This window comes from Streptomyces sp. NPDC051136 (assembly GCF_044455745.1).
Taxonomy (GTDB): Bacteria; Actinomycetota; Actinomycetes; order Streptomycetales; family Streptomycetaceae; genus Streptomyces.
In genome coordinates this window covers 45,739-68,923 of record NZ_JBITFE010000012.1, presented here as the reverse complement: position 1 = coordinate 68,923, position 23,185 = coordinate 45,739, and the positions used below count along the sequence as shown (strand labels likewise).

The following is a 23,185-nucleotide window of genomic DNA, read 5'->3' as shown; positions in this document are numbered from 1 at the left end:
ACGGAGGCCCCGACGGGCGGGGCCTCCACTGCTGCCTCTGCTGCCCCCCGCCCGCTCCGGTCAGGCGGCAGCGTTGAGGACCGGCAGGTAGCCACCGGACTGGCCGGCCGCGGTGGGGTGGTAGGACTCGCCGATGTTCAGCAGGTTGAGGCTGTGCAGCCAGGGACTGCCGGAGCACAGCTCGTGGCCGGTGAAGGTGGTGCGGACGTCGCCGAAGGTGAAGCCGTGCGCGGCGACGCGCTGGGCGATGACGGTGTTGAGGTGGTCGGCTGCGTTGTTGATCGCCTTCCGCTTGGCCTCGGACAGGCCGATGCAGGTGGTGCCGAGCTTGTAGAAGCGCGGGTAGCCGATGACGACGACGTGGGCGTTGGGGGCCCTGTCGCCGATCGCCGAGTAGACGCCGTCGAGCTTGCCGGGCAGCGTCGAGTCGACGTACGCCTCAGCGGTGGCGATCCGCGACAGGCAGGAGCTCTCGGACTGGAGCACACAGGTCGTCATGACGTCGCCGAAGCCCGCGTCGTTGCCCCCGATGCTGACGGAGACGAGGCCGGTGGTGGAGCTGAGCGGGCCGAGCTGTCCGGCGAGAACATCACCCGTTCGGGCGCCGGAACACGCGGTGAAGTCGAACGTGGAGGGCGAGTGGGCGGCCGCCCACAGGTACGGATGGGACTTGGTGCTGCGCTTGCAGTCGCCGCTCGCGCTGATGTAGCTGCCCGCTCCGACCCCGGAGGAGTAGGAGTCGCCGAGGGCCACATAGCCGTCGGCCGCGGCGTGTTGGGCCGCCTGGGCGGTCGCGGACCCGGTGAGGGCGACGCCGGCGGCGAGGAGGAGTGAACTCAGGAAGCCGACAAGTCGGGAACGTCTCATGGAACCTCCCTTAGCAGGATTGCTGCCACAACCGTGGTAGCGGCTACGCGCGTCGACCGGAAGTGTCCATGCCAAAAATTGGCTGACACTCGTTCAACTACGGACGAAAAGCGGGGACGAGAGCGGCCGTCAGGACCGGCGCCCGGGCGCGGCCGGGCGGGTGCGTGTGCCCCGGAAAACGGGTGCACGCGGCGGCCGGGTGCCGGATCATGGCGACATGTCCGTGAACCCGCACGAAGTCCTGCCGATCCGGCTCACCGTGGACGACAGCGACTCCCCGTCCGACGTCGTCGACGCGCTGTTCCTCGGCCGTTTCGCCACGGGTGAGCAGCCGTACTCGCACGCGGCGAACATCGACCGCGTACGGTCCGGCGCCACGCTGCTGCCACCCGGCGCGCGCGTGCTGCGGATCGCCCGCGACGACGACCGCAGCGCGACCCTGGCGGAGGGCGACGGCTGGACGCTGCTGATCTCGCGGTGGAGCCGGGGCGCCGACGTGACGGTGACGGCGACCAGTGCGGAGCTGGCCGAGAAGGTGCTCGGCCGGGCGACGGACGGGGCGGCCGACGAGCCCGAGCCGCAGCCGGAGAACGTGACGATGGGCTTCTGGTACGTCTCCCCGCGGCGCGGCCCGCACCGCACCACCCGGCAGATCGCGGCGGGCACCTGGGACGAGATCCGCGCCAACTACACCGCGCCGGTCGCCGACGCGATGGACGGCCTGATGAAGACGACCCCCGAGGACATCGCGGGCAGGCTGCTGCTCCTGCACGGCCCGCCGGGCACCGGCAAGACCTCGGCGCTGCGCACGCTGGCCCGCTCCTGGCGGGACTGGTGCCAGGTGGACTGCGTCCTCGACCCGGAGCGGCTCTTCTCCGACGTCGGCTATCTGATGGACATCGCCATCGGCGAGGAGGACGCGACGGGCAAGGACCGCTGGCGGCTGCTGCTCCTGGAGGACTGCGACGAGCTGATCCGCGGCGAGGCCAAGCACACGGCGGGGCAGGCGCTCTCCCGGCTGCTGAACCTCACCGACGGACTTCTGGGCCAGGGCCGCAACGTCCTGGTGGGTGTCACCACCAACGAGGACCTGGAGCGCCTGCACCCCGCCGTCGTCCGCCCCGGCCGCTGCCTGGCCCGCATCGAGGTCGGCCCGCTCACCCGGCGGGAGGCGGTGGACTGGCTCGGCACCGAGGAGGGGGTCGGCCGCGAGGGCGCCACCCTGGCCGAGTTGTACGCGCTGCGCCGGGGCACCTCGCCGACCGCGCTGCCGGAGCCGCGGGCGGGCGCGGACGCCGGGCTGTACCTGTAGTCCGGTGCTTTGATGAGGGTATGACCCTGTTCGTCGGCACGTCGGGCTGGCAGTACCGGGACTGGCGGGAGGCCCTCTATCCGTCCGGTCTGCCCGTCCGGCTCTGGCTGGAGCACTACGCGGCCGCCTTCGCGACGGTCGAGATCAACAACGCCTTCTACCGCCTGCCGACCCGGGAGACCTTCGCGGCGTGGCGGGAGCGGGTGCCGCCGGACTTCACGGTCGCGGTCAAGGCGAGCCGCTACCTCACGCACATCAAACGCCTGCGGGACCCGGCGGAGCCGGTCGACCGCCTGATGACCCACGCGGCCGGCCTGGGCGACCGCCTCGGCCCGGTCCTGCTGCAACTGCCGCCGACCCTGCGCGCCGACCCGGCCCTCCTGGACGCCTGCCTCGCCTGCTTCCCGCCCGGCACCCGGGTCGCGGTGGAACCCCGGCACGCGTCGTGGTGGACGCCCGAGACCCGCGAGGTCCTCGTGTCCCGCCGCGCGGCCCTGTGCTGGGCCGACGTCCGGGCCCGCCCGGTCACCCCGCTGTGGCGGACCGCCGACTGGGGCTACGTCCGCTTCCACGAGGGCCGAGCCGCGGCCTGGCCGCACTACGGCCGCCGCTCCCTGACGACATGGCTCGACCGCATCGCGACGACCTGGCCGGACACGAGCGACGTCTACGCGTACTTCAACAACGACCCGAACGCGGCGGCGGTGCAGGACGCCGCGACGTTCGCACACCTGGCCCGCACGTCACCCCTGACGGCCACCCGCACCCCCTCCGGGGCACGTCACCACTGACGGTCGCACCCGCGTCTTCAGGGGCGCGGGGAACTGCGCGACCAGCCACAACGCACCCGCGGCCGGACAACGACCCGAGCCCCGACGGCGCTCACCCGTAAGCCGCCCGCAGAGCGTCCCGCACCGCGGCAAGCGCCTCCCCCTCCGACGCCCCGAGCCGCCGAGCCCGCTCGGCATACCCCTGCGCCGCGCCGGCCACCTCCCGCTCCGCCGCGGAGCCCGCGGCAGCGACGAACGTCCCGTTGCGCCCCCGCGTCTCGATCACCCCGTCCGCCTCCAGCGCCCGGTACGCCTTGGCGACCGTGTTGGCGGCGAGCCCGAGGGACTCGGCCAGGCCGCGCACGGTGGGCAGCCGGTAGCCGACCGGCAGGGCGCCCGACCGGGCCTGTTCGGAGATCTGCGCGCGCACCTGCTCGTAGGGCGGCGTGCCGTCGTCGATACGGATCTTCAGGGTCACCCGGCGATTGTCCCGTATCCCCGGGAAAATGAGAGGCAGCGGACCGCCCGGCCGCCGTAGCGTGCGCCGACATGACCGTTCTCGTTCGCGACCTGCGTTCCGACGACCCGGCCGACGTCGCGGCTTTCGCCCGGGTCCGCCATCGTGCCCTGCCGTTCATCCTGTGGACTCCCGAGGCCGTCGTGCACCGGCTCGTCCACGCCCATCCGGACGCCCGGAGCCGCTCCCTGGTGGCGGAGGAGGACGGGGAGGTCATCGGCACGGCCCAGATCGGCCTGGTGCACGACAGCCCGGTACCCGGCCAGGCCTTCCTGAACCTCTACGTCCACCCGGAGCGCCTGAGGCGCGGCGCCGGAGGGCTGATGCTGCGCACGGCCGAGGAGTACCTGACCGGCGAGGGCGCGACGAAGCTGTACTCCTGGGTGCTGGACGGGCCCGCCCACCTGGCCTTCGCCGAGCGGCACGGCTACGAGCGGCGGCGTGCCGCGCACTTTCTCCGGCTGGACCTGTCGAACGCGACGCTCCCGCCCCTGTGGTCCCCTCCCCCGGGTGTCGAGCTGCGCACCGCGGCGGACTTCGCCGACGATCCCCGGCCCATGTTCGAACTGGACGCGGCGACGGTCACGGACGAACCCGGCGACGTGGCCATCGAGTTCACGGAGTACGAGGCCTGGCTGGCGGAGACCTGGCGGCACCCGCTGCTCAACCGTGAGCTGACCACCGTCGCGGTGGTCGACGGCCGCCCGGCCGCCTTCAGCGTCGCCTACACCGACGGCACCCGGTACTCGACCGCGATGACGGGCACGGTCCGCGAGCAGCGCGGCAGGGGGCTGGCCAAGCTCGTCAAGACCGACTCCCTGCACCGGGCCCGCGCGGCCGGGTACACGGAAGCGCTCACCGGCAACGACACCGACAACGGCCCGATGCTCGCCATCAACAAGTGGCTCGGGTACGAGATCTGTGCGACGGAGGTGCGCCATGTCCGCGAACTCGGCTGAGTTGAGCGTCGCACTTGTCAAGGCGGGCAGGACGAAGATCCGCTACGCGGCCACGCTGCTGCACGACGACGGCACCCGTCTCGCCGTCCGCGCCCCCTGGGCCGGGGACGGCGTGCGCGACTTCGGCTTCGTGCGCTTCGAGGCCGGGGACGTCTTCACCGAGTACTTCTGGCGCGACCGGTGGTACGCGGTGAAGGAGGTCCGCACGGCGGCCGGCGTGCTGAAGGGCTGGTACTGCGACATCACCCGCCCCGCCGTGCTGACCGGCACCGAGCTGGTCGTCGAGGACCTCGACCTGGACCTGTGGCGCTCCGCCGACGGCACGGACGTACGGCGCCTCGACGAGGACGAGTTCGCCGGGAGCGGGCTGGCGGACCGGGATCCCGGGGCCGCTGCCGCCGCCGTGGCCGCACTGGACGAGCTGGAGCGGCTGGCCCGCGGAGACGGGTTCGCCGGCCTGCTGGATTAGCGCGCGCCGCCCGGCTCACCCGTACGTCGCCACCACCGCGTACCGCTCGTCGGTGACCTCCCCGCCCCACAGCGCCGGGTCGTCCGACAGCCGCTCCACGCGGTCCCGTCCGGCGAGCGGGGCGAGCAGGGCGGTGAGCCGGTCGGCGGGTATGCCGACCGGCGCGACGCTCCCCCAGACGCCCTCGACCAGGACCAGCCGCCCCGCGGGGCGCAGCAACTGCCGCCAGTGCCGCAGGGCCCGGCCGGGATCGGGCAGCGTCCACAGCACGTGCCGGACCAGCACCGCGTCGAACCGCTGCTCGCCCACGGGCGGTGCCGCCGCGTCACCGGTGAGGAACACCGCGTCACGACCGGCGAGTTTGGCCCTGGCCAGCCGCACCATGGCCGGGGAGCGGTCGACGCCGGTGACGCGGTGCCCCTGCTCGGCCGCGAGGAGTGACAGGCTGCCGGTGCCGCAGCCCAGGTCGAGGACGTCCCCGGGCGGGGCGGGCAGCCAGGAGGCCAGCCGGGCGGCCCAGGCCCGGCGGACGTCCGGGTCGCGCAGCCCGTGGTCCGGCTCGTCGTCGAAGGAGTCGGCCAGCGCGTCCCAGTCGACACCCGGTGCGGTCGCTTTGTCACGGTTCTCACTCATGCGCCCAGCGTGACACCCGGCACTGACAACGGAGTCGGGGCACGGGAACGTGACAACCGCCACTGACAGTCATGCATCGATGAGTGACTCTCGGGGAAAGGGTCTACCTCCGTGAGAACGCGGAACCCGGTGGATCCGTAAGGAGGCAGCCATGCGCCGTCTGACCGTGCAGAAGCCCCTGAAGAAGTCCGACGCCCGCCGAGTCCGCGAGGAGGCCGACGAACGCCACTCCAGGCGCCCGGAGGTCCGCAAGGACATCGCGCGCACCTGGTGGCCGGAGGGCTGACCGGGCAGGCCATGAGACGCCTCAGAGCAGCCGCTTGCGGTAGTGGACGCGGTCGTAGGGCCCGTCCACCCGGCGTTCGACGACTTCGTACCCGTACTTCGGATAGATCGCCCGGTTCTCCCACATCATGGCGTTCGTGTAGAGCCTGACCTCGGGCAGGCGCAGCGCACGCGCGTGCGCGTCCACGAAGCGCAGCAGCCGCCGTCCCACACCCCGGCCGTGCGCGTCGGGGTGGACGGCGATGCTGTCGAGGAAGAGGTGGTCCGGGTACGCCTCCACGACGACCAGCCCCACGAGCCCCGCGACTCCCGCGGGGTCCGTGCCGGGCTCGTCGGTGACGAACACCTTCCCCGCCGCCACGTTCGCCGCGTGGTCCGCCTCCATGGGCTGCGGCACCACTCCGATGCGCTCGATGTACGGGCGGTACGCGGCGTCGGTCACCGCCTTCACCGCCGGCACGTCCGAGGTGACCGCCGGCCGGATCCGCTCTCGTTCCATGCCTGAACGGTAGCTACCTCAGCCCAGCCTGAGCACTCCCTTAACACGACCATAAGGATCTCCGTCACCCGCCTCCAGCAGGCGATCCGGCGCGGTTCCGGGGCTAGCTTGCTGATCAACCCCACGGGTTCCGGCCCGAGTTCCCCAGTCCCCCGTGACCGTTTCGAGGAGTTCCGCATGCCCGCATCGTCCGCGCCCCGCAGGGCCGTCGCCGTCACCGTCGCCGGTCTCGCCCCGCTCGCCCTGACCGCGCTGGCCGCCGCCCCGGCGTCCGCGCACGGTTCGATGGGCGATCCGGTCAGCCGGGTGTCGCAGTGCCACGCCGAGGGGCCCGAGAACCCCAGGTCGGCCGCGTGCAAGGCGGCGGTCGCGGCGGGCGGCACGCAGGCGCTCTACGACTGGAACGGCATCCGCATCGGCAACGCCGACGGCAAGCACCAGGAGCTGATCCCGGACGGCAAGCTGTGCAGCGCGAACGACCCGGCCTTCAAGGGCATGGACCTGGCCCGCGCGGACTGGCCCGCGACCGGCGTGAGCAGCGGCTCGTACACCTTCAAGTACCGGGTGACGGCCCCGCACAAGGGCACCTTCAAGGTGTACGTCACCAAGCCGGGCTACGACCCGTCGCAGCCGCTGGGCTGGGACGACCTGGACCTGTCGGCCCCGGTGGCGACCGCCACCGACCCGGTCGCCTCGGGCGGCTTCTACACCTTCTCCGGCACGCTGCCCGAGCGCTCCGGCAAGCACCTGCTCTACGCAGTGTGGCAGCGCTCGGACAGCCCGGAGGCGTTCTACTCCTGCTCGGACGTCTCCTTCGGCGGCGGCACCGGAACCGGCACCGGCACCGGCACCGGCGACAGTGCCCCCGCCGGCGCTCCCGCCGGTGAGGCCGCCGCACCCGAGGCCTCCGCGCCGTCTGAGGAGCAACTCGCGGCCGCGGCCGACAAGTCGACGATCGAGCACCACGGCCACGGCGACCAGGACGCGGCGACCACCACCGACCCGACGGACCCGGCCGCCGCCCCGGAGGAGGCACCCGGCACCACCGCCGAGACCGCTGCCGAGCCCAACGAGGTCAAGGCCGCGGGCGGCGGCGAGAACCTCGCCGAGACCGGCGGGGACAGCAGCACGCCCTACATCGCCGTCGGTGGCGCGGCCGTCCTGGCCCTCGGCGCGGCGGTCCTGTTCGCGTCGGTCCGCCGGCGCGCGACGAGCGGTGGCCGGCACGGCCACTGACCCGGAACCGGGGGACGCGGGGGACGCGGGGGACGCGGGGCCCGTCCGGCGGCTCAGGCCGGGCGGCCCCCGCGTGGCGTGCGCGGGGCCCGGCCCGTGTCACCGGGGCGCCGGGGCGCCGGTCAGCCGAGGACCGAGGCGCAGGTGGTGGGCGTGGCGTGGGCCGGGTCCAGCGCGTTGACCACCTCGTGGAAGGCGATCCGGTCCAGCAGCCCGATCGCCAGGTGCTCGGAGAGGTCGAGCGGGCACAGGTCCTGAAGCAGGACGTTGCGTACCCCGGGTCCGCTGAGGAACTGGCTGCGGTACGGCGTGACCACCTCGTCGTACCGCGAGGCGAGGACGGTGTAGCGCACGCCGGGCACGGTGTCGCCGCCCTCGTTGAGCCTGGTGAGGACGTCGGAGCCGACGACCTGGTCGGCGAGGGCGGGGGTGTGCTCGTTCAGCAGGTCCTCGGCGCCGGGGAAGTACGGCAGCAGGCGGGTGAGGCCGGACAGTGTGGTGCCGTGGTTGCTGGGCGCGATGCCGACCAGGGCGTTCACCTTGTCGGCTCCGCCGAGGAACCTGAGGTAGTAGCGGGGCATCATGCCGCCCTGCGAGTGGCCGACGAGGTCGGTCTCGGTGGCGCCGGTCGCGGTGAGCACCTTGCCGACGTAGGCGGCCAGTTGCTCCGCCGACTTCTCCACCGGACCGAGTCCGTGGAGGAGCGGGACGCCGGGCAACTGGCCGTAGTCGAGGGAGAAGACGCAGTAGCCGCGGTTCCGCAGGTAGGGCGCGAGGCCCAGCCAGTTGTCGACGGAGTTCCCGAAGGTGCCGTGGACCAGGACGACGGGGCGGGGGTGGGCGGCGGAGGGCTTGCAGGTGTAGTCGTTCCAGCCGGAGGTGGGGCGGGCGTCCGGGGCGGCGGTGGGGGCGGCGCCTGCGGTGACGGCGGGGAACAGGACGACCGCGGCGGCCAGCAGCAGCGCGGTCAGCGGTCTGAGCACTCGGCTCCAGGGCAGCATCGGGTGATCTCCTTGCGGATCGGGGGAGTTGCGACGGCAAGACGCCCTGTGATCCGGATCACGGGATGCTGTTCATTCGTCAAGTTACGGGCGAGTAGCGCACGTGTGAAGTTACGCGTCAGTAAAAACTTCCGGCGACCACCGGTGCCGCCGGCACCGCAGGTGACAGAGGGGCCGGGCTCACCAGGCGGGCCGGATCGGTCCGCCCGGCGCCACGCGCAGCAGACCGTCGCGCAGCGCACGCACCCCTTCCTCGCCGAGCACCTCGGCCCATGCGCCCACGGCTTCCGCGGCCGCCGCCTCCGCCGCCCGCGTGCAGGCCCACCCCGCCTCCGTCATCACGACGAGCCGGGCGCGCGCGTCGACGGGATGCGGCCGGCGCTCGGCGTACCCCTTGCGGACCAGCTCGTCGACGAGCTGACTGGCGGCCTGCTTGGTCACCCCCAGGTGCAAGGCCAGGTCGGTGACCGTCGCGCCGTCCGGGGCGAGCCGGGCGAAGGCGAACCCGTGCGCGGGGCGCACATCATCGAAGCCGCGGGCGACGACACCCTCGTGGATGCGCTGCGTGAGCCCGCCGGCCGCGGCCAGCAGGGCGGCGGTCAGGGCCATGGCGTCGGAGTTCTGCACGGTGGCATTGAAACACCCTTGACAGCTTGGTCAAGCAGCTTGACCATAAGGAAAAGGTCAATCTGCTTGACCAAAGCGACCGACTGATCCCGCACGGAGGAGTCCGCCATGCCCGTCGTCCGTTCGTCCGAAGGCGTCACCCACGAGATCCACGGCGCCCGCTTCGTCTCGTACGCCGCCCCCCGCGCCGGCAGCAGGGAGCTGTGCGCCTGGCGGGGCGAGATCCCGGCGGGCACGAGGGCGCCCGCGCACACCGTCGACCGGGAGGAGATCTTCCACCTGCTCACCGGCGAGCTGCTGATCACCCTCGACGGCCGCATCGAGCGCGTCACCGCGGGCGACACCGTGATCATCAACTCCGGGGCGACCCTCGCCGTCGAGAACCCCACCGACCGGACCGCGACCTCCTGGGTCACCACCTCGGTCGGCCTGACGGCGGAGCTGGCCGACGGCACCCGCCTCACTCCCCCGTGGGCCAACTGACCGGCGGGCCGGGGCCTCACGCCGCCAGCGACCCCGGCATCACCGCCCGCGGTCCGAACTTCGCCCGCGCGCGGTCCGCGACCTCCTCGATCCGGCGGACCTTCTCGTCCACGGGGTCGAAGGTGAGCTGGTGGGAGGCCTGTTCGGCGGACGTGAGCCCCTCGGCCCGCAGGGCGACCGAGCGGACCCGGGCGCGCTGGAGGCCGAGCGCCCCGTACAGGTCGTACGCGACCCGGGTCAGGGCCGCCGAGTGCGCGGTCGGCTCCTTCAGGGTGCGGCTGCGGGTGGTGGCCGACCGGTCGGCGTAGCGGACGGTCAGGGTGAGGGTGCGGCACACCTTGTCCACGGCGCGCAGCCGGGCGCCCAGTTCCTCGGCGGCCGAGAGCAGGGCGCGGCGGTGGCGGCCGGGGTCGAGTTCGTCGCGGTCGAAGGGGCGGTCGGCGGCCAGGGACCGGGAGACGCCGTTGGGGACGACCCGGCCGCGGTCGACGCCCTGGACCTTCTCGTGCAGCTCACGGCCGGTCCTCGCGCCCACCAGCCGCTGGAGCGTGGACAGCGGCGCGGCGGCGACCCGGCCGAGGGTGTCGAGGCCGTACTCGCACAGTGTGCGGGCGGTCGCGGTGCCGACTCCGGGCAGCGCGGCGACGGGCCGGCCGGCGAGGAAGTCCCGCTCGCCGCCGCCGGGGACCGCGCGGGTCAGCCCCGGCCGGGCGTCGCGCAGCGCCATGCGGGCCAGCATCGGGCCGGGACCGGCGCCGATCACGCAGTCCACGCCGTACAGCGCGAGGGCGCGCACCCGGATCACCGAGGCCAGTTCCACGGCGTCGCGCCCGAAGTACCGTTCGGCGCCGCGCAGGTCGGCCAGCGCGCCGTCGGGCGGCAGCGCCTCGACGACCGGCGTGAACTCCTCGAGGAGACCGAGCAGTTCGGGCAGGGCCGCCTCGCGCGTCGGCGGCGGCTGGAAACGTACGCAGAGAATCGTCATCCCGCACTCCCCGGGCTCTGGTGCCACAACTTCCTTCCGACCGCGGGCCCTTCGCCCGCGGGGCGCAGATCGGCCCAGGGGTGCATCTCGTACCCGGTGGACATGCGGATCCTCCGCTGATCCATCGGATCCTGGGCCGCGGAGCCGGCCGGCGCGGGCCGTCCGTCCGAACCGGCGAGGCGGCGGCGTGCCGGGCCGCCCTCGGGGTCGTCGCCCTCCGGGCCTCCGCCCGCCGCGGCCAGCCGGGCGGCGACGCCCTCCAGTCCCTCCTCCCGGCGCACCTCCAGCAGGTCGGCGAGGTTCCAGGCGGCGGAGCCGACGACGCTGAAGCTGCGCGGGCCGCGCCGCTGCACCACCCCGCGCACCAGCAGCAGCCAGGAGTGGAAGACGGTGTGCGCGCAGGCGTCGTGCGAGTCGTCGAAGAAGGCGAGGTCGACCAGTCCGGAGCCGTCGTCGAGGGTGGAGAAGATGACCCGGCGGCCGGAGCGGATCGGCGGGGTCTGGGTGGCCGCCTTGGCGCCCGCCACCAGCACCGTCTCCCCGTGCCGCGTCTCGCGCAGCCGCTTGGCCGACACCACGCCCAGCTCGCGCAGGAAGCTGCCGTGGTCGTCCATCAGGTTGCGCGAGGCGTCCATGGAGAGCACGCCGAGTTCGGCGCTGAGCTTCTCCGCCGAGGTGAGGTCGGGCAGTCCGGCGGAGGCGGTCCTGCGGCCACCGGCGAGGGGGAGCTGGTCGCCGCGTCCGCCCCGGGCGCCGCGGTGCAGTTCGGTCAGGTGCAGTTGCAGGTCGCGGCGGTTGGCGCCGAACGCGTCCAGCGCGCCGACCTGGGCGAGCCGTCCGGCCAGCGGCTTGCTGGGGCGGGCCCGTTCCCAGAAGTCGAGCAGGGAGGCGTAGGGCTGCCCCTCGGCGATCCGTTCCGCCTCGGCCTCGCTGATGCCGTGCACGTCGGAGAGGGCGAGGCGCAGTCCCCACGTCCCCGGGCCCCTTGATTCAGACACCAGTTCGATCCCGTGTGCGACCCCGGACTTGTTCACGTCCAGCGGCAGGATCGGCACCCCGCGCCGTCGCGCGTCCGCCAGCAGCAGCCGCTTGGGGTACATGCCGGGGTCGTGGGTGAGCAGGCCCGCGTAGAAGGCGGCCGGGTGATGGGCCTTCAGCCACGCCGACTGGTACGTCGGCACCGCGAAGGCGACGGCGTGCGCCTTGCAGAAGCCGTAGCTGCCGAAGGCCTCGACGATCTCCCAGGTGCGCCGGATCGTTTCCGCGTCGTAGCCGTTCGCCGTCGCGTGCTGGGCGAACCAGACCTTGATCCGCCCCTGCGACTCCGGGTCGGACAGGCCGCGCCGCACCCGGTCGGCCTCGCCGCGTCCGCAGCCGGTCATGATCGCCACGATGTCGATGACCTGCTCGTGGAAGACGACGACCCCGTAGGTGCCCTCCAGCGGCTCCGCCAGGTCCTCGTGCGGGTAGCGCACCGGCGCCCGTCCGTGCCGGGCCTCGATGAACGGCCGCACCATGTCGGCGGCGACCGGGCCGGGCCGGAAGAGCGAGATGTCGACCACGAGGTCGTGGAAGGTCGACGGCTGGAGCCTGCCCACCAGGTCCCGCTGGCCCGGCGACTCGATCTGGAAGCAGCCCAGCGTCTCGGCGGACCGGATCATCCGGTACGTCGCCGGGTCGCCCTCGGGCACGGCGTCCAGGTCGACCCGCTCCCCCGTCGCCCGCTCCACCTCGGCGACCGCGTGCGCCATCGCCGACTGCATCCGCACGCCGAGCACGTCCAGCTTGAGCAGCCCGAGGTCCTCCACGTCGTCCTTGTCGAACTGGGCCATCGGGAAGCCCTCGCCGCTGGTCGGCACGACCGGCGTGCGGGAGAGCAGGGAGGCGTCGGACAGGAGGACGCCGCAGGGGTGCATGGCGATGCCGCGCGGGAGGGCGTCGAGGCCCTCGACCAGTTCCCAGAGCCTGCCGTACCGCCCTCCCCCGTCCCGCCGGGACTCCCCCGCCAGTTCCCGCAGCTCGGGCAGCTCCTCCAGCGCCGCGCGGGCGTCGCGGGCGCGGATGTGCGGGAAGGACTTGGCGACCCGGTCGATCTCGGCCGGGTCCATGGACAGGGCGGCGCCGACGTCGCGGATGGCGTGGCGCACCCGGTACGTCTCCGGCATGGCGACCGTGGCGACCCGCTCGGTGCCGAACCGGCCGATGATCGCGCGGTAGACCTCCAGGCGGCGGGCGGACTCCACGTCGATGTCGATGTCGGGCAGCACCACCCGTTCCTTGGACAGGAACCGCTCCATCAGCAGCCCGTGCTCGACCGGGTCGGCGTGGGCGATGCCGAGGAGGTGGTTGACGAGCGAGCCCGCGCCGGAGCCGCGCGCGGCGACCCGGATGCCCATGTGCCGTACGTCGTCCACGACCTGGGCGACGGTGAGGAAGTACGAGGCGAAGCCGTGGTGGGCGATGATGTCCAGCTCGCGGTGCATCCGCTCCCAGTACTCCCGGTGGCCCGGCCGCCGGTCGTAGCCGCGACGCACCATGCCCGCCGCCGCCCGGGAGGCGAGCGCCCGCTGGGCGGTGCGGCGCCCGGCGCCCACGAGGTGCGGTTCGGGGAAATGGACGGCGCCCATGCCGAGGTCGTCCTCGGGGTCCACCAGGCACTCGGCGGCCGTGGCCCGGGTCTGCTCCAGCAGGCGGTGGGCGGCCTCGCGCCGGAAGCCCGCGGACTCGACGATCCGCTCGGCGGCCTGCCCCATGGCACCGGCGTCCTTGAGCCATGCCTCGCCGGAGTCCAGCTCCTTGGTGGCGTCGATCGGGACGAGGCGGCGGGCGGCGTCCAGGACGTCGGCGACGGGGCCCTGGCCGGGGTCGGCGTAGCGGACGGCGTTGGTGAGCACCGGCCGGACGCCCTGCTCGGCGGCGAAGCCGACGGTTCGGGAGGCCAGGCGCAGGGAGCCGTGACCGGTGCCCTTGCGGCCGTGCCAGACGGCCTCCAGGCGCAGGGCGTCGCCGTAGACCTCCCGCCAGGGGGCGAGGAGCTTCGCCGCGCGGTCGGGGCGGCCGGCGGCGAGGGCGCGGCCGACGTCGGAGTCGGGGCCGAGCAGGACGGTCAGGCCGGCGGCGTGGTTGTCGGGCCAGGACAGCAGCGGGGTGCCCTCGGCCGTGTGGGCGGCGGAGACGAGGCGGCACAGGTCGGCCCAGCCGCGGGCGCCGTCCCGGGCGAGGAAGGTCACCCGCGGGGCCGACTCGTCGACGAAGGCGCCGCCGCGCACGGGGGTACGGAGCCGGTCCCGGCGTACGGAGGTGTCCGTGCGTTCCGCCCCGGGCTCGGGGGCGGCGACCGCGAGCTCCGCTCCGAACAGCGGACGGACGCCCGCCTTCGCGCAGGCCTTGGCGAAGCGGACCGTGCCCGCGAGGGTGTCGCGGTCGGTGAGGGCGAGGGCGTCCATGCCCCGCTCGACGGCGCGCTCGGCCAGCCGCTCCGGGTGGGAGGCGCCGTAACGGGCGGAGAACCCGGAGACGGTGTGCAGGTGCGTGAAACCCGGCATCACGCACCTCCCGACTCATGAACCGACGCCTGACCATGTCGGCCCGAACGCCATTATCGAACGTCTGTTCCCAGCTACCTCACCCACCATACCCCCATCCTCGAATGTATGTACGACATCCGTTCGGCCCCGCCCCACCTGCGCAAACACTCCCCGACCCGGACTGTGGGGACATGTCACACACACCGGGCCCCCGCACGCGAAGCGGCTCCTTCCTCGGTGAGGTGAAGGACGCCGTCACCCCGCGGGCCACCCTGCTCGTGCTCGGCGTGATCGCGCTCCAGCTGCTGTTCATCGCCTCCTACGTGGGAGCGCTGCACGATCCCAGACCGAAGGACGTGCCCTTCGGGGTGGTCGCGCCCGGGGCGGCGGCCGGGCGGACGGTGGAGCGGCTGGAGCGGCTGCCGGGCTCCCCGCTGGACCCGCGCGCGGTGGCCGACGAGGCGAGCGCCCGGCGGCAGATCATGGACCGGGAGATCGACGGCGCCCTGGTCCTCGATCCCTCCGGCCGCACCGACACCCTGCTGGTCGCCTCCGGCGGCGGCACCGTCCTCGCCACCACCCTGGAAGGCGTGACCGGCCGGGTGGAGAAGGCCGAGGGGCGCGCCGTACGGGTCGTCGACGTGGCCCCGGCCTCGCCCCACGACTTCGACGGGCTGTCGTCCTTCTACCTGGTCGTGGGCTGGTGCGTCGGCGGCTACCTGTGCGCCTCGATCCTGGCGATCAGCACCGGCGCCCGGCCGGCCGACCCGCGCCGGGCGGCGATCCGGCTGATCGTGATGGCGCTGGTCGCGATCACCGGCGGACTCGGCGGCGCGGTGATCGTCGGGCCGGTCCTGGGCGCGCTGCCCGGCGGCGTGCTGGACCTGTGGGGGCTCGGCGCGCTGATCACGTTCGCGGTGGGCGCGGCCACGCTCGCCCTCCAGGGCGTCTTCGGGATCGTCGGCATCGGCCTGGCGATCCTGCTGGTGGTGATCGCGGGCAACCCGAGCGCGGGAGGCGCCTTCCCGCTGCCGCTGCTGCCGCCGTTCTGGAAGGCGATCGGCCCGGCGCTGCCGCCGGGCGCGGGCACCTGGGCGGCCCGCTCGATCGCCTACTTCAAGGGGAACGACGTGACCGCCTCCCTGCTGGTGCTGTGGGCGTGGGCGGTCGCGGGGACGGTGATCACGATGCTGGCGGCGGCGCTGCCGCGCCGCGGGCGGCGGGAGCCGGACCTGCCGCCCGAGCCGGCCGGCTGACCGCCGTCCGCACGCGACAGCCCCAGCCGGACACGCGGAAGTCCCGCCCCACGTGCGCGGGACGGGACTTCACCGGGGTGCGGGTACCGCTCAGCCGATCTGCGTGCCGGTGGCCGACAGGGCCTCCGTCACCGGCTGGAAGAAGGTCTCGCCGCCGGAGGTGCAGTCGCCGCTGCCGCCGGAGGTGAGGCCGATGGCCTTGTCGCCGGAGAAGAGCGAGCCGCCGCTGTCGCCGGGCTCGGCGCAGACGTCCGTCTGGATGAGGCCGTTGACGATGTCGCCGTTGCCGTAGTTCACGGTGGCGTCCAGGCCGGTGACCGTCCCGTCGTGGACCTGGGTGGTGGAGCCGCTGCGGGTCACCTGCATGCCGACGGTGGCCTCGGCGGCGCCCGAGATGGCCTGCGAGGAGCCGTTGTAGAGGTTCACCTCGCTCGGGTGGGCCACGTCGGCGGTGTACTTGACCAGCCCGTAGTCGTTGTCCGGGAAGCTGGAGGCCTCGTTCTCGCCGATGACGTTCCCGGAGGAGTCCGACCAGCTGGAGATGGACTCGGTGCAGTGGCCGGCCGTGATGAAGTACGGCTCGCCGCCCTTGGTCACGTTGAAGCCGAGCGAGCAGCGCCCGCCGCCTCCGGTGATGGCGTCACCGCCCGCGACGAATGCCTTGTACTCGCCCTTGGTCCGCTTGAGCTCGGCCTTGGCGCCCAGTCCGTCGACCACCCGGGTCAGCTTGGCCAGCTCGGCCTTGGAGACCGTGCGGTCGGCGGTGACGACGACCTTGTTGGTGGTCGGGTCGGTCGCCCAGGACGTGCCCGGGATGGTCGCGTCCTCGGTGAGGGTGGTGCGCGCGCTCTTCAGGTCGGCGAGCGAGTTCTCGACGATTCTCGCCTCGGCGCCGGCCTCCTCGACGGTCTGCGCGGCGGCCTGGTCGAGCACGTTGACGACGAGGCTCTTGGCCTGGGCGTCGTAGTACGTGCCCGCGGCGTCGGTGCCGAGGTCGCCGAGCAGCGTGGAGGCGAGCTTCCCGGCCGCCGTGACCGACAGGGTCTCGGGTGCGGCGGTCTTCGGGGCCTCGCTGGCGTTCGCGCTCTGGAAGGTGACTCCCGCGGCGACCAGTGCGGTGATGCCCGCACCTACCACGGTGGCCCGTCGCCTGGATATGCGTCGGTGCTTCAACTCACGTCCTCCTGTGGGGGGTCGGCCCGCGAGGTTGTGGGGACCTCGTGAACCGGAAGGCTGGTTGACGAGCGTTGACTCTTCCGATTCCACAGGCCGCACACAAGGTCGACTCCAGGACGTGCGCACGACAACTCCAGGGCGGTCACACGGCCTTCACCATTCGTATCCCTTCCCAGAGGATTGGCGGGCCCCCGGTCCGGACAGCGGAGAGCCCCCGCACACCACTGGGTGTACGGGGGCTGGTCGCATCGCCGGCCGCGCGGTACCGGACGGGCGGACCGGTCAGTAGACGCTGACGCCGTAGGCGTTCAGGGCCTCCACGACCGGCTGGAAGAACGTCGTACCGCCGGAGGAGCAGTTGCCGCTGCCGCCGGAGGTCAGACCGTACGCGGTGCCGTTGCTGCCGTAGAGCGAACCGCCGGAGTCGCCGGGCTCGGCGCAGACCGTGGTCTGGATCAGGCCGGAGACTATGTCGCCGCCGCCGTAGTTGACGGTGGCGTTCAGGGCGGTGACCCGGCCGCTGTGGGTACCGCTGGTGGACCCGTCACGGATGACCGTGGTGCCCACGCTCGGGGTGGCCGCACGGGTGATGTCCACGCCGTTGGCGGTGCCGGGCCGGGCGACGGACCCGGTGTACTGCACGATGCCGTAGTCGTTGCCCGGGAAGCTCGAACCGGCCGTCTGTCCGATGACGGTGCCTCCGGAGCTGGCGCGCCAGGCGCCGGCGCCGTCGGTGCAGTGACCGGCGGTCAGGAAGTACTCGGCGCCGCTGCTGGTGCGGACGTTGAAGCCGAGGGAGCAGCGCCAGCTGCTCGCGTAGATGGCGTCGCCGCCCTGGATGAGCTTGTTGAACGTGCCCGGGGTGCGCTTGATCGTGAGCGCGTCGGCCTTGTCGCCGGCCTGCTTCTTGATCTTCGCGAGCTCCGCCTGGGAGACGGTGCTGTCGACGGTGAGCAGCACCCGGCCGGACTCGCTGTCGACGGCCCAGGCGGTGCCCGGGACGTCGGCCTGGAGCACCGCGTTGCCGGCACTGCTCAGCTCGGCGGCGCTGAAGGTGGCCGGGGCGGGGGCCGCGTTCGCGCTGGGGATCGCGACGGCGGCGGCGGCCACGAGGCCGGTGGATACGGCGATCAGCCGAGTCCGTCTCGTGATGCCGCTGCGGGGGGTGGTGCGCTTGATCCTCACTTTTCGTTCCTCCACAGGGGAAGTCGGGGGCCCCGCTTGTGGGGTCGGGGGCCCGTGAGGCGCAGCCAGGGACGGACCTCCGGGGTTCCCGGATACGTCGTGCCCCTGACAAGCGCTGAAGTTGGAGTATTCGGCCGAACGTCCGGTCGGCGCAAGAGTGCCTTTCGGACTTCAACCTTTGACCGGCCTTTACCAACTCCCGTGGGTCCCCCGGGCGGTTGACGCTCCCTCGCCTCACCCCGGGCCGGCAGCCTGTTCTCCGGCGGCTGGAAGGACCGGGCGCCGTGCTCGGCGACCGCGCACGGGGACGATCGCGCCCGGTGGCGGCCGACCGCCGTACGCCCTCGGCGTCCGGCGCGGCCGGGCGCGGGAACCGGTGGCCGCGATGTCACGGAACGCCCCGGCGTGCGGGGGCGGGCGGGGTGACGTCACGGGCGCCGGGGGTGTCCGGAAGTCGCCCCTCCGGATGGTCCGCCGGCCGGCGGGTGCGGCGCGTCGCCGGGCGAGCCCTTCGTCATGGCGCGGCCCTCGCCGCCGGGTCGGCCAGACCCAGGTGGGAGCGCAGGGTGGCGCCCTCGTAGGCGGTACGGAACGCGCCGCGCTCCTGAAGCAACGGGACCACCCGGTCGACGAACTCGTCCAGCCCGCCCGGGGCTGGATGCGGTGTCAGGACGAAGCCGTCCGCGGCGTCCCGCGCCACCGACTCCGTCAGTTCGGCCGCGACCCGCTCCGGGGTGCCGACCACGGACCGCCGGGCGCCCGCCTCGATCACGGTCTGCCGGATGGACAGCCCCCGCTCCTGCGCCAGCGCCCGCCACTTCTCGGCGGTCGCCACGCTGTCGCCGTCCCGGGGCCACCCCCGGCCGAGCTGCGGACCGGGCACCGGGTCGATGTCGGGCAGCGGCCCTTCGGGGTCGTACGCGGACAGGTCGACGCCCCAGATCCGCTCCAGCGTGAGCAGCGCGGACCGCGGGGACACCTGCTGCCGCCTGATCTCCCCGGCCCGCTCGTGCGCCTCGGCGTCGGTGTCCCCGAGGACCACCGCGACCCCGGGCATGATCTTGAGGTCCCCGGGGCTCCGGCCGTACGCCGCCAGGCGGCGGTTCACGTCGGTGCGGAAGGCGCGGCCCGCTTCCGGGGAGCCGTACCGGGTGAGGATCACGTCCGCCGACGAGGCGGCGAACTCCCGGTCCTCCTCGCGGTCACCCGCCTGGATCACCACCGGATGCCCCTGCGGTGGACGGGGCAGGGTGAACTCGCCCGCGATGTCGAAGTGCGGTCCGTGGTGGGCGAAGGGGCGGGGGGTGCCGTCCGGGGCCCAGGAGTCCCACAGTTCGCGCGCGGCGGCCACGAACTCGGCGGCCCGCGTCACAGGGGCCTCCTCGCCGGAGCGAAGCCGGGAGCCGGGGAGGCCGGCCCGTTCCGGGCGGTCGCCGCACCGGAAGTTCTCGCCGGTGAAGGCGTCGGAGGAGGCCACCACGTGCCAGGCCGCCCGGCCGTCGCTGAGGTGGTCCAGGGTGGCGAGCCGGCGGGCGACGTCGTAGGGCTCGTTGAAGGCGGCGTCGACCGCGGCGGCCAGGCCGAGGCGTCCGGTGACGCCGGCGAGCGCGTTCAGCATGGTCAGGGGCTCGGGGCGGCCGGCCACGTCCAGGTCGTGGACGCGGCCCTTGTGCTCGCGCAGCCGCAGCCCGCCGGACCCGCCGGACCCGCCGGAAACGACGGACCCGCCGGAAACGACGAAGAAGTCGAACAGGCCGCGTTCGGCGGTGCGCGCCAGGTGCTCGAAGGAGGCGAAGTCGATCTGCGAGCCCGAGCCCGGAGGGGGCCAGACCGTCATGTCGTCGGCCGTGGTGTCGTCAGCCTCCGGGAAGCGCACGGCGAGGTGCATCCGCCGGGGCCGCCCCGCCTCCGGGCGCGCCGGACCGGGCCGCGTCGGCTCCGGCAGCACCGGCGGCACCGGATGGGTCCACGTCCGTTCCGCTCCGGTCATGACGCTCCCCGCGCGACGGCGTACTGGTTGGCGGGCCGGTTCAGGCCCAGGTGGTCCCGGAGCGTGCTGCCCGGGTAGAAGGTGCGGAACAGGCCCCGGTGCTGGAGCAGCGGCACCGTGCCGTTGACGAGGCGCTCCAGGTCCCGGCGCGGGTCGACCGGCGTGAGGTGGAAGCCGTCGACGATGCCGTCCCGGTGCCAGGAGATGATCAGTTCGGCCAGGTCGACGGGGCCGCCCCGGTACAGCGGGCCGTGCGGCGTGACGCGGGGCCCGCCTCCGCCGTGCCCGGGTACGGCCGCGTACTCGCCGTCGCCGAGGTCGACGTCGAGGGCGGCGAGGACCCGCAGGTCGTCCGGGTCCCGGCCGTGCGTCCCGGCGGACGTCCGCAGTTCGGCCCGCGCGGCGGCGGCCCGGACGGGGAGCGCGGTGCGCACCAGGGCCACGTCGGCGTACCGGGCCGCGACCGCCCGCGCGTCGGGACCGGTGGCGTCGACCACGCGCACGGGGTGCCCCTGCGGGGGCCGCGGCACGGTCGAGGGCCCCTTGACGGAGAAGGCGGAGCCGGTGAAGTCGACGTGGTGGAGCTTGTCCCGGTCGACGAAGCGGCCGGTGGCCGTGTCACGGATCTCGGCGCCGTCCTCCCAGCTGTCCCACAGGCGCGCCGCCACCTCGGCGACCTCGCCGGCCTCCCGCCAGAGCACGTCGGCGGGTGCCGCGTGGCGGCGGCCGAAGAGACGGGCCTCGCCCTCGGTGGTGGACACCTCGATCCGCCAGCCCGCCCGGCCGCGGCTGACCCAGTCGAGGGTCGCCACCGCCGCCTGGACGTGGAAGGGCTCGGTGTGCGTGGTGGAAACGGTGGGGACCAGGCCGATGCGCCGGGTGGCAGGTGCCACCCGCGACAGGACGGCGAGCGCGTCGGGGCCGGGGCGGGCGAGGCTGTCGCCCAGGGTCACGAAGTCCAGCGCGCCGTGTTCGGCGAGCCGGGCGGCCGTCACGTACGCGTCCGCGTCGTACACCGACCGCCGGTCCAGGGCGGCGGCCACGTGCAGCCGCCGCCTGCCGGGTGCGGAGCTCATACCGGGACGCCCCTTCCGTCCGTGCCGGCGGGCCTGTCCGCACCGGACCCGGGAGAGGGACGTCCGCGGACGCCCGTGCCGCGGACGCCCTTGCCGCCGACGCCCGTGCCGCGGGCGGCCCGCTGCCCGCCGGGGCCGGGTCCTCCACGACGCCGGGGATCCCCCCGGCCGGCCCGGGGACGGGCGCGGGCGCCGGTGAGGCGGGGCGGTTCACCGGGGGCGCTACGGGTCGCGGGCGCGGGGCGACCGGAACACGCGGACGTGCCCCCGTCGCCCGGCACACGGCACGGAGCCGGCGGCGGGACGCAGCGGGACGAGGACGTCGACGGCGGCCGTCCACCGGGCGGGCGGCGGTGCGGGAAGGTCCGCGGGAGGACCGCCCGGTCCGGGGACTCGGGTACGGCGGCGGACGGGACGAGGTGGTCGCAGGACATGCGAAGGCTCCGTGACGGCGCGTCAGTCGGACGCGGTGGATGGTGCCTTCACACGGCCGAGCCCCTCAGCAGGCCGTGCGCCGAGAGTACGGGGGCGTTTCCGTACGCTGTCAAGGCTGTCCACACTGTGAGCCGGGGATCTCCATGCGTTGACGCGGAACCGGATGCCTGTTCCACTTGGCCCATGCATCCGCAGCAGTGGCTGGTCACGCGCTCCCACATCGACTTCGGTCGAGTGTGGTCCTGTTCCTGTTGAGCCGACCTCCCTGCCCGCCCCGCTCGTCCGACCACCCGGCCCCCGGATCCGCCGGTGGAGCGGTCCGCCGTGCGGCCGGTCCCGTCGGGGCCTTCCCGGGTTCGGCCTGTCGTCCCGCCTTCACACGCACCCCCTCCCCTCGCCCCGCCCCCTCCCCCCGTTCCAGGAGACCTGACGATGCGCAGGAATCCGCCCGTTCCGACCTGACGGGCCGACGGCCCACGGACACTGACGGCTTCTCAGCAGCTGCAACCGCAGTCGCAGCCGTCACAACCGCAGTCGCACCCGTCGCCGCAGCAGTTGCAGCAGTCGCAGCAGTTGCCGCAGTCCCCGCAGTCACAGTTGGAGCAGAGGCCGTCCCGGCGCTGCCGGCTCCACGGATCCTCGAAGGTGCCGCAGCACATCTGGCACGTGCAGGCCAGCCCGAGCCACACGGCGCAGCCCGCGAGCAGCCCGCGCCGGTCGCGGCGCGGCGGCTCCGGGGGCGTCGGGCCACCGGGGCCGCCGGGGGCGCCCGGGGTGCTGCCGGGAGGGGCGTACGGATGGCTGCCGTGGGCGCACGAGACGGTGCCGAACGCGCGGTCCACGGAGTTGCCCAGCTCGTGCACGAGCAGCCGGTGCACCAGCCGGCCGTCGGTGAACTCGGCCTCCCGCAGGGCCAGCCGGATCCCGCGCACGGCGTCGTCCGCGAGCCGCCGGGCCTCGGTGAGCGGCGTCCCGGTGGCGGCGAGCGGGTTCCAGGCGCCGGACGCGGCGTCGGCCTCCCGGTCCTCCACGGCGTCCAGGAGGTGCGCGAGCCGGCCGAAGAGCCGTCCGGCCTCGGCGAGCGGCGCGGCGTTCTCCGGCCGCCCGGCGAGGTGCGCGGTGTGCGCGAAGGCGGCCGCGGTCGCGGTCTCCGTCGGCTCGGTGACGGTCAGCAGGGGCGTTCCGGGCCCGGCCAGGGCCTCGATACCGCCCTGCCGGTCCACGGCGTCGACCAGCACGGCGGTGTCGAAGCCGACGGCGCCGCCGCCGCGCGCCCCGGCCGCGTCCCAGCCGGTGGCGATCCGGCGGGCGGCGAGCGCCACCGGCCGCCGGGCCAGCAGGCCGTCACCGTCGGCCACGTGGTCGCGCACCTTGGCCGAGGCCAGCACCAGGGAGACGGCCGCCGCCAGCCGGGCGCCCTCACCGTGCGCGACGGAGGCGGTGCGCATCCCGCGCAGCGGACAGGGCCCGGCGGTGCGCCGTCCGGCCCCGGCACCGCCCCGCCCGGCCTGAGCCTCCGTCAGAACCGATATGAGCAGCCCGTCATAGTTCGTCACGATCCGCGCGAACTGTCCGTGGTCCTTGCGCAGTGCGAGACACAACCCGCACAAGTGAGCCATCCACTGACCGGTGAGGCTCTCTCCGAGCCGGTGCCTGCACGGCCTGACGATTCCGAACACGACGCTCCCCCGAGGTTGGTACGACGCTGAGCTGCGGCATCGTACCGACCTCCGCCGTCACCCGTACGCACCCGCCCTCACCCGTGTGCCGTGAAGAATCATATTTCACTCACAGTCAGCATCCGTTTGGGAAACGGCCCTTGGGACACAAGGACTCTCGACGGATCCGCTGTGCACCAGTACCGTCACAAACCCCCCGCGCGGCGTCTATCCACTTG

The 23,185-nt window shown here is 73.9% G+C and carries 21 protein-coding genes; 8 read left to right on the top strand and 13 right to left on the bottom strand.

What is annotated here, in order from left to right; all coding sequences use genetic code 11:
- Positions 1 to 60 precede the first annotated feature (60 nt).
- On the bottom strand, positions 61 to 867 hold the full coding sequence (locus ACIBCJ_RS30465) for an SGNH/GDSL hydrolase family protein (protein ID WP_362104286.1): 807 nt from the start codon (positions 865 to 867) through the stop codon (positions 61 to 63).
- 217 nt (positions 868 to 1,084) lie between these two features.
- Here ACIBCJ_RS30465 and ACIBCJ_RS30460 point away from each other — a divergent pair, with 217 nt between their 5' ends.
- Together ACIBCJ_RS30460 and ACIBCJ_RS30455 are read left to right on the top strand one after the other, a co-directional pair.
- Positions 1,085 to 2,179, top strand: a complete 1,095-nt coding sequence (locus tag ACIBCJ_RS30460) for a DUF5925 domain-containing protein (protein ID WP_362104284.1) — start codon at positions 1,085 to 1,087, stop codon at positions 2,177 to 2,179.
- A gap of 20 nt (positions 2,180 to 2,199) precedes the next feature.
- A complete protein-coding gene (locus ACIBCJ_RS30455) occupies positions 2,200 to 2,970 on the top strand; it encodes a DUF72 domain-containing protein (protein WP_365980648.1) in 771 nt (256 codons plus the stop codon).
- A gap of 91 nt (positions 2,971 to 3,061) precedes the next feature.
- Here ACIBCJ_RS30455 and ACIBCJ_RS30450 read toward each other — a convergent pair whose 3' ends face one another.
- The gene (locus tag ACIBCJ_RS30450; RefSeq protein ID WP_362104280.1) at positions 3,062 to 3,427 is read right to left on the bottom strand and encodes a GntR family transcriptional regulator; all 366 of its coding nucleotides are present in this window, start codon (positions 3,425 to 3,427) and stop codon (positions 3,062 to 3,064) included.
- 71 nt (positions 3,428 to 3,498) lie between these two features.
- On the opposite strand from ACIBCJ_RS30450, the gene ACIBCJ_RS30445 reads away from it, so the two are divergent.
- Entirely contained in the window at positions 3,499 to 4,425 is a 927-nt protein-coding gene (locus tag ACIBCJ_RS30445) for a GNAT family N-acetyltransferase (protein ID WP_362104279.1), read from the top strand.
- The gene (locus tag ACIBCJ_RS30440) at positions 4,406 to 4,894 is read left to right on the top strand and encodes a DUF402 domain-containing protein (RefSeq protein ID WP_362512245.1); all 489 of its coding nucleotides are present in this window, start codon (positions 4,406 to 4,408) and stop codon (positions 4,892 to 4,894) included. Before ACIBCJ_RS30445 ends, ACIBCJ_RS30440 begins: the two co-directional genes overlap by 20 nt.
- Before the next feature lie 15 nt (positions 4,895 to 4,909).
- Here ACIBCJ_RS30440 and ACIBCJ_RS30435 read toward each other — a convergent pair whose 3' ends face one another.
- Positions 4,910 to 5,527 carry a class I SAM-dependent methyltransferase gene (locus ACIBCJ_RS30435; protein ID WP_365980649.1) on the bottom strand — a complete coding sequence of 206 codons (618 nt, stop codon included), beginning with the start codon at positions 5,525 to 5,527 and terminating at the stop codon, positions 4,910 to 4,912.
- Between the two features lie 151 nt (positions 5,528 to 5,678).
- Here ACIBCJ_RS30435 and ACIBCJ_RS30430 point away from each other — a divergent pair, with 151 nt between their 5' ends.
- Positions 5,679 to 5,813, top strand: a complete 135-nt coding sequence (locus ACIBCJ_RS30430; protein ID WP_362104273.1) for a hypothetical protein — start codon at positions 5,679 to 5,681, stop codon at positions 5,811 to 5,813.
- A 21-nt stretch (positions 5,814 to 5,834) separates the two neighbouring features.
- On the opposite strand, the gene ACIBCJ_RS30425 is transcribed toward ACIBCJ_RS30430, so the two are convergent.
- Positions 5,835 to 6,311 carry a GNAT family N-acetyltransferase gene (locus ACIBCJ_RS30425; protein WP_365980650.1) on the bottom strand — a complete coding sequence of 159 codons (477 nt, stop codon included), beginning with the start codon at positions 6,309 to 6,311 and terminating at the stop codon, positions 5,835 to 5,837.
- Positions 6,312 to 6,488: 177 nt separating this feature from the next.
- Between ACIBCJ_RS30425 and ACIBCJ_RS30420 the strand changes: the two genes are divergently transcribed.
- Positions 6,489 to 7,547 (top strand): lytic polysaccharide monooxygenase, encoded by a 1,059-nt coding sequence (locus ACIBCJ_RS30420; RefSeq protein WP_362512236.1) that lies wholly within the window; start codon positions 6,489 to 6,491, stop codon positions 7,545 to 7,547.
- Positions 7,548 to 7,669: 122 nt separating this feature from the next.
- Here ACIBCJ_RS30420 and ACIBCJ_RS30415 read toward each other — a convergent pair whose 3' ends face one another.
- Both ACIBCJ_RS30415 and ACIBCJ_RS30410 read right to left on the bottom strand, forming a co-directional pair.
- Positions 7,670 to 8,548, bottom strand: coding sequence for an alpha/beta fold hydrolase (locus ACIBCJ_RS30415; protein WP_365980651.1), 879 nt, complete (start codon positions 8,546 to 8,548; stop codon positions 7,670 to 7,672).
- A 180-nt stretch (positions 8,549 to 8,728) separates the two neighbouring features.
- Positions 8,729 to 9,175: a MarR family transcriptional regulator gene (locus tag ACIBCJ_RS30410; RefSeq protein ID WP_362512233.1), complete on the bottom strand. Its 447-nt coding sequence runs from the start codon at positions 9,173 to 9,175 to the stop codon at positions 8,729 to 8,731.
- A 108-nt stretch (positions 9,176 to 9,283) separates the two neighbouring features.
- Between ACIBCJ_RS30410 and ACIBCJ_RS30405 the strand changes: the two genes are divergently transcribed.
- Complete coding sequence (locus tag ACIBCJ_RS30405; protein WP_365980652.1) at positions 9,284 to 9,658, top strand: cupin domain-containing protein; 375 nt, start codon at positions 9,284 to 9,286, stop codon at positions 9,656 to 9,658.
- Positions 9,659 to 9,674: 16 nt separating this feature from the next.
- Here ACIBCJ_RS30405 and ACIBCJ_RS30400 read toward each other — a convergent pair whose 3' ends face one another.
- Together ACIBCJ_RS30400 and ACIBCJ_RS30395 are read right to left on the bottom strand one after the other, a co-directional pair.
- Positions 9,675 to 10,643 carry a DNA polymerase thumb domain-containing protein gene (locus ACIBCJ_RS30400; protein WP_365980653.1) on the bottom strand — a complete coding sequence of 323 codons (969 nt, stop codon included), beginning with the start codon at positions 10,641 to 10,643 and terminating at the stop codon, positions 9,675 to 9,677.
- Positions 10,640 to 14,188, bottom strand: coding sequence for a DNA polymerase III subunit alpha (locus tag ACIBCJ_RS30395; RefSeq protein ID WP_365980654.1), 3,549 nt, complete (start codon positions 14,186 to 14,188; stop codon positions 10,640 to 10,642). The genes ACIBCJ_RS30400 and ACIBCJ_RS30395 overlap by 4 nt, the downstream gene beginning before the upstream one ends.
- Positions 14,189 to 14,361: 173 nt before the next feature.
- Between ACIBCJ_RS30395 and ACIBCJ_RS30390 the strand changes: the two genes are divergently transcribed.
- The gene (locus ACIBCJ_RS30390; RefSeq protein WP_362512224.1) at positions 14,362 to 15,426 is read left to right on the top strand and encodes a DUF3533 domain-containing protein; all 1,065 of its coding nucleotides are present in this window, start codon (positions 14,362 to 14,364) and stop codon (positions 15,424 to 15,426) included.
- A 90-nt stretch (positions 15,427 to 15,516) separates the two neighbouring features.
- Here ACIBCJ_RS30390 and ACIBCJ_RS30385 read toward each other — a convergent pair whose 3' ends face one another.
- The 5 genes from ACIBCJ_RS30385 to ACIBCJ_RS30365 all read right to left on the bottom strand — a co-directional run bounded on the left by ACIBCJ_RS30385 (position 15,517) and on the right by ACIBCJ_RS30365 (position 22,967).
- Positions 15,517 to 16,599, bottom strand: coding sequence for a S1 family peptidase (locus ACIBCJ_RS30385; RefSeq protein WP_362512221.1), 1,083 nt, complete (start codon positions 16,597 to 16,599; stop codon positions 15,517 to 15,519).
- 285 nt (positions 16,600 to 16,884) lie between these two features.
- Positions 16,885 to 17,787, bottom strand: coding sequence for a S1 family peptidase (locus ACIBCJ_RS30380; protein WP_362104255.1), 903 nt, complete (start codon positions 17,785 to 17,787; stop codon positions 16,885 to 16,887).
- A gap of 514 nt (positions 17,788 to 18,301) precedes the next feature.
- A complete protein-coding gene (locus tag ACIBCJ_RS30375; RefSeq protein WP_365980674.1) occupies positions 18,302 to 19,675 on the bottom strand; it encodes an NtaA/DmoA family FMN-dependent monooxygenase in 1,374 nt (457 codons plus the stop codon).
- A gap of 98 nt (positions 19,676 to 19,773) precedes the next feature.
- Positions 19,774 to 20,853, bottom strand: coding sequence for an LLM class flavin-dependent oxidoreductase (locus ACIBCJ_RS30370; protein ID WP_362512215.1), 1,080 nt, complete (start codon positions 20,851 to 20,853; stop codon positions 19,774 to 19,776).
- 929 nt (positions 20,854 to 21,782) lie between these two features.
- A complete protein-coding gene (locus ACIBCJ_RS30365) occupies positions 21,783 to 22,967 on the bottom strand; it encodes a DUF5685 family protein (protein WP_365980656.1) in 1,185 nt (394 codons plus the stop codon).
- Between the last annotated feature and the right edge of the window lie 218 nt (positions 22,968 to 23,185).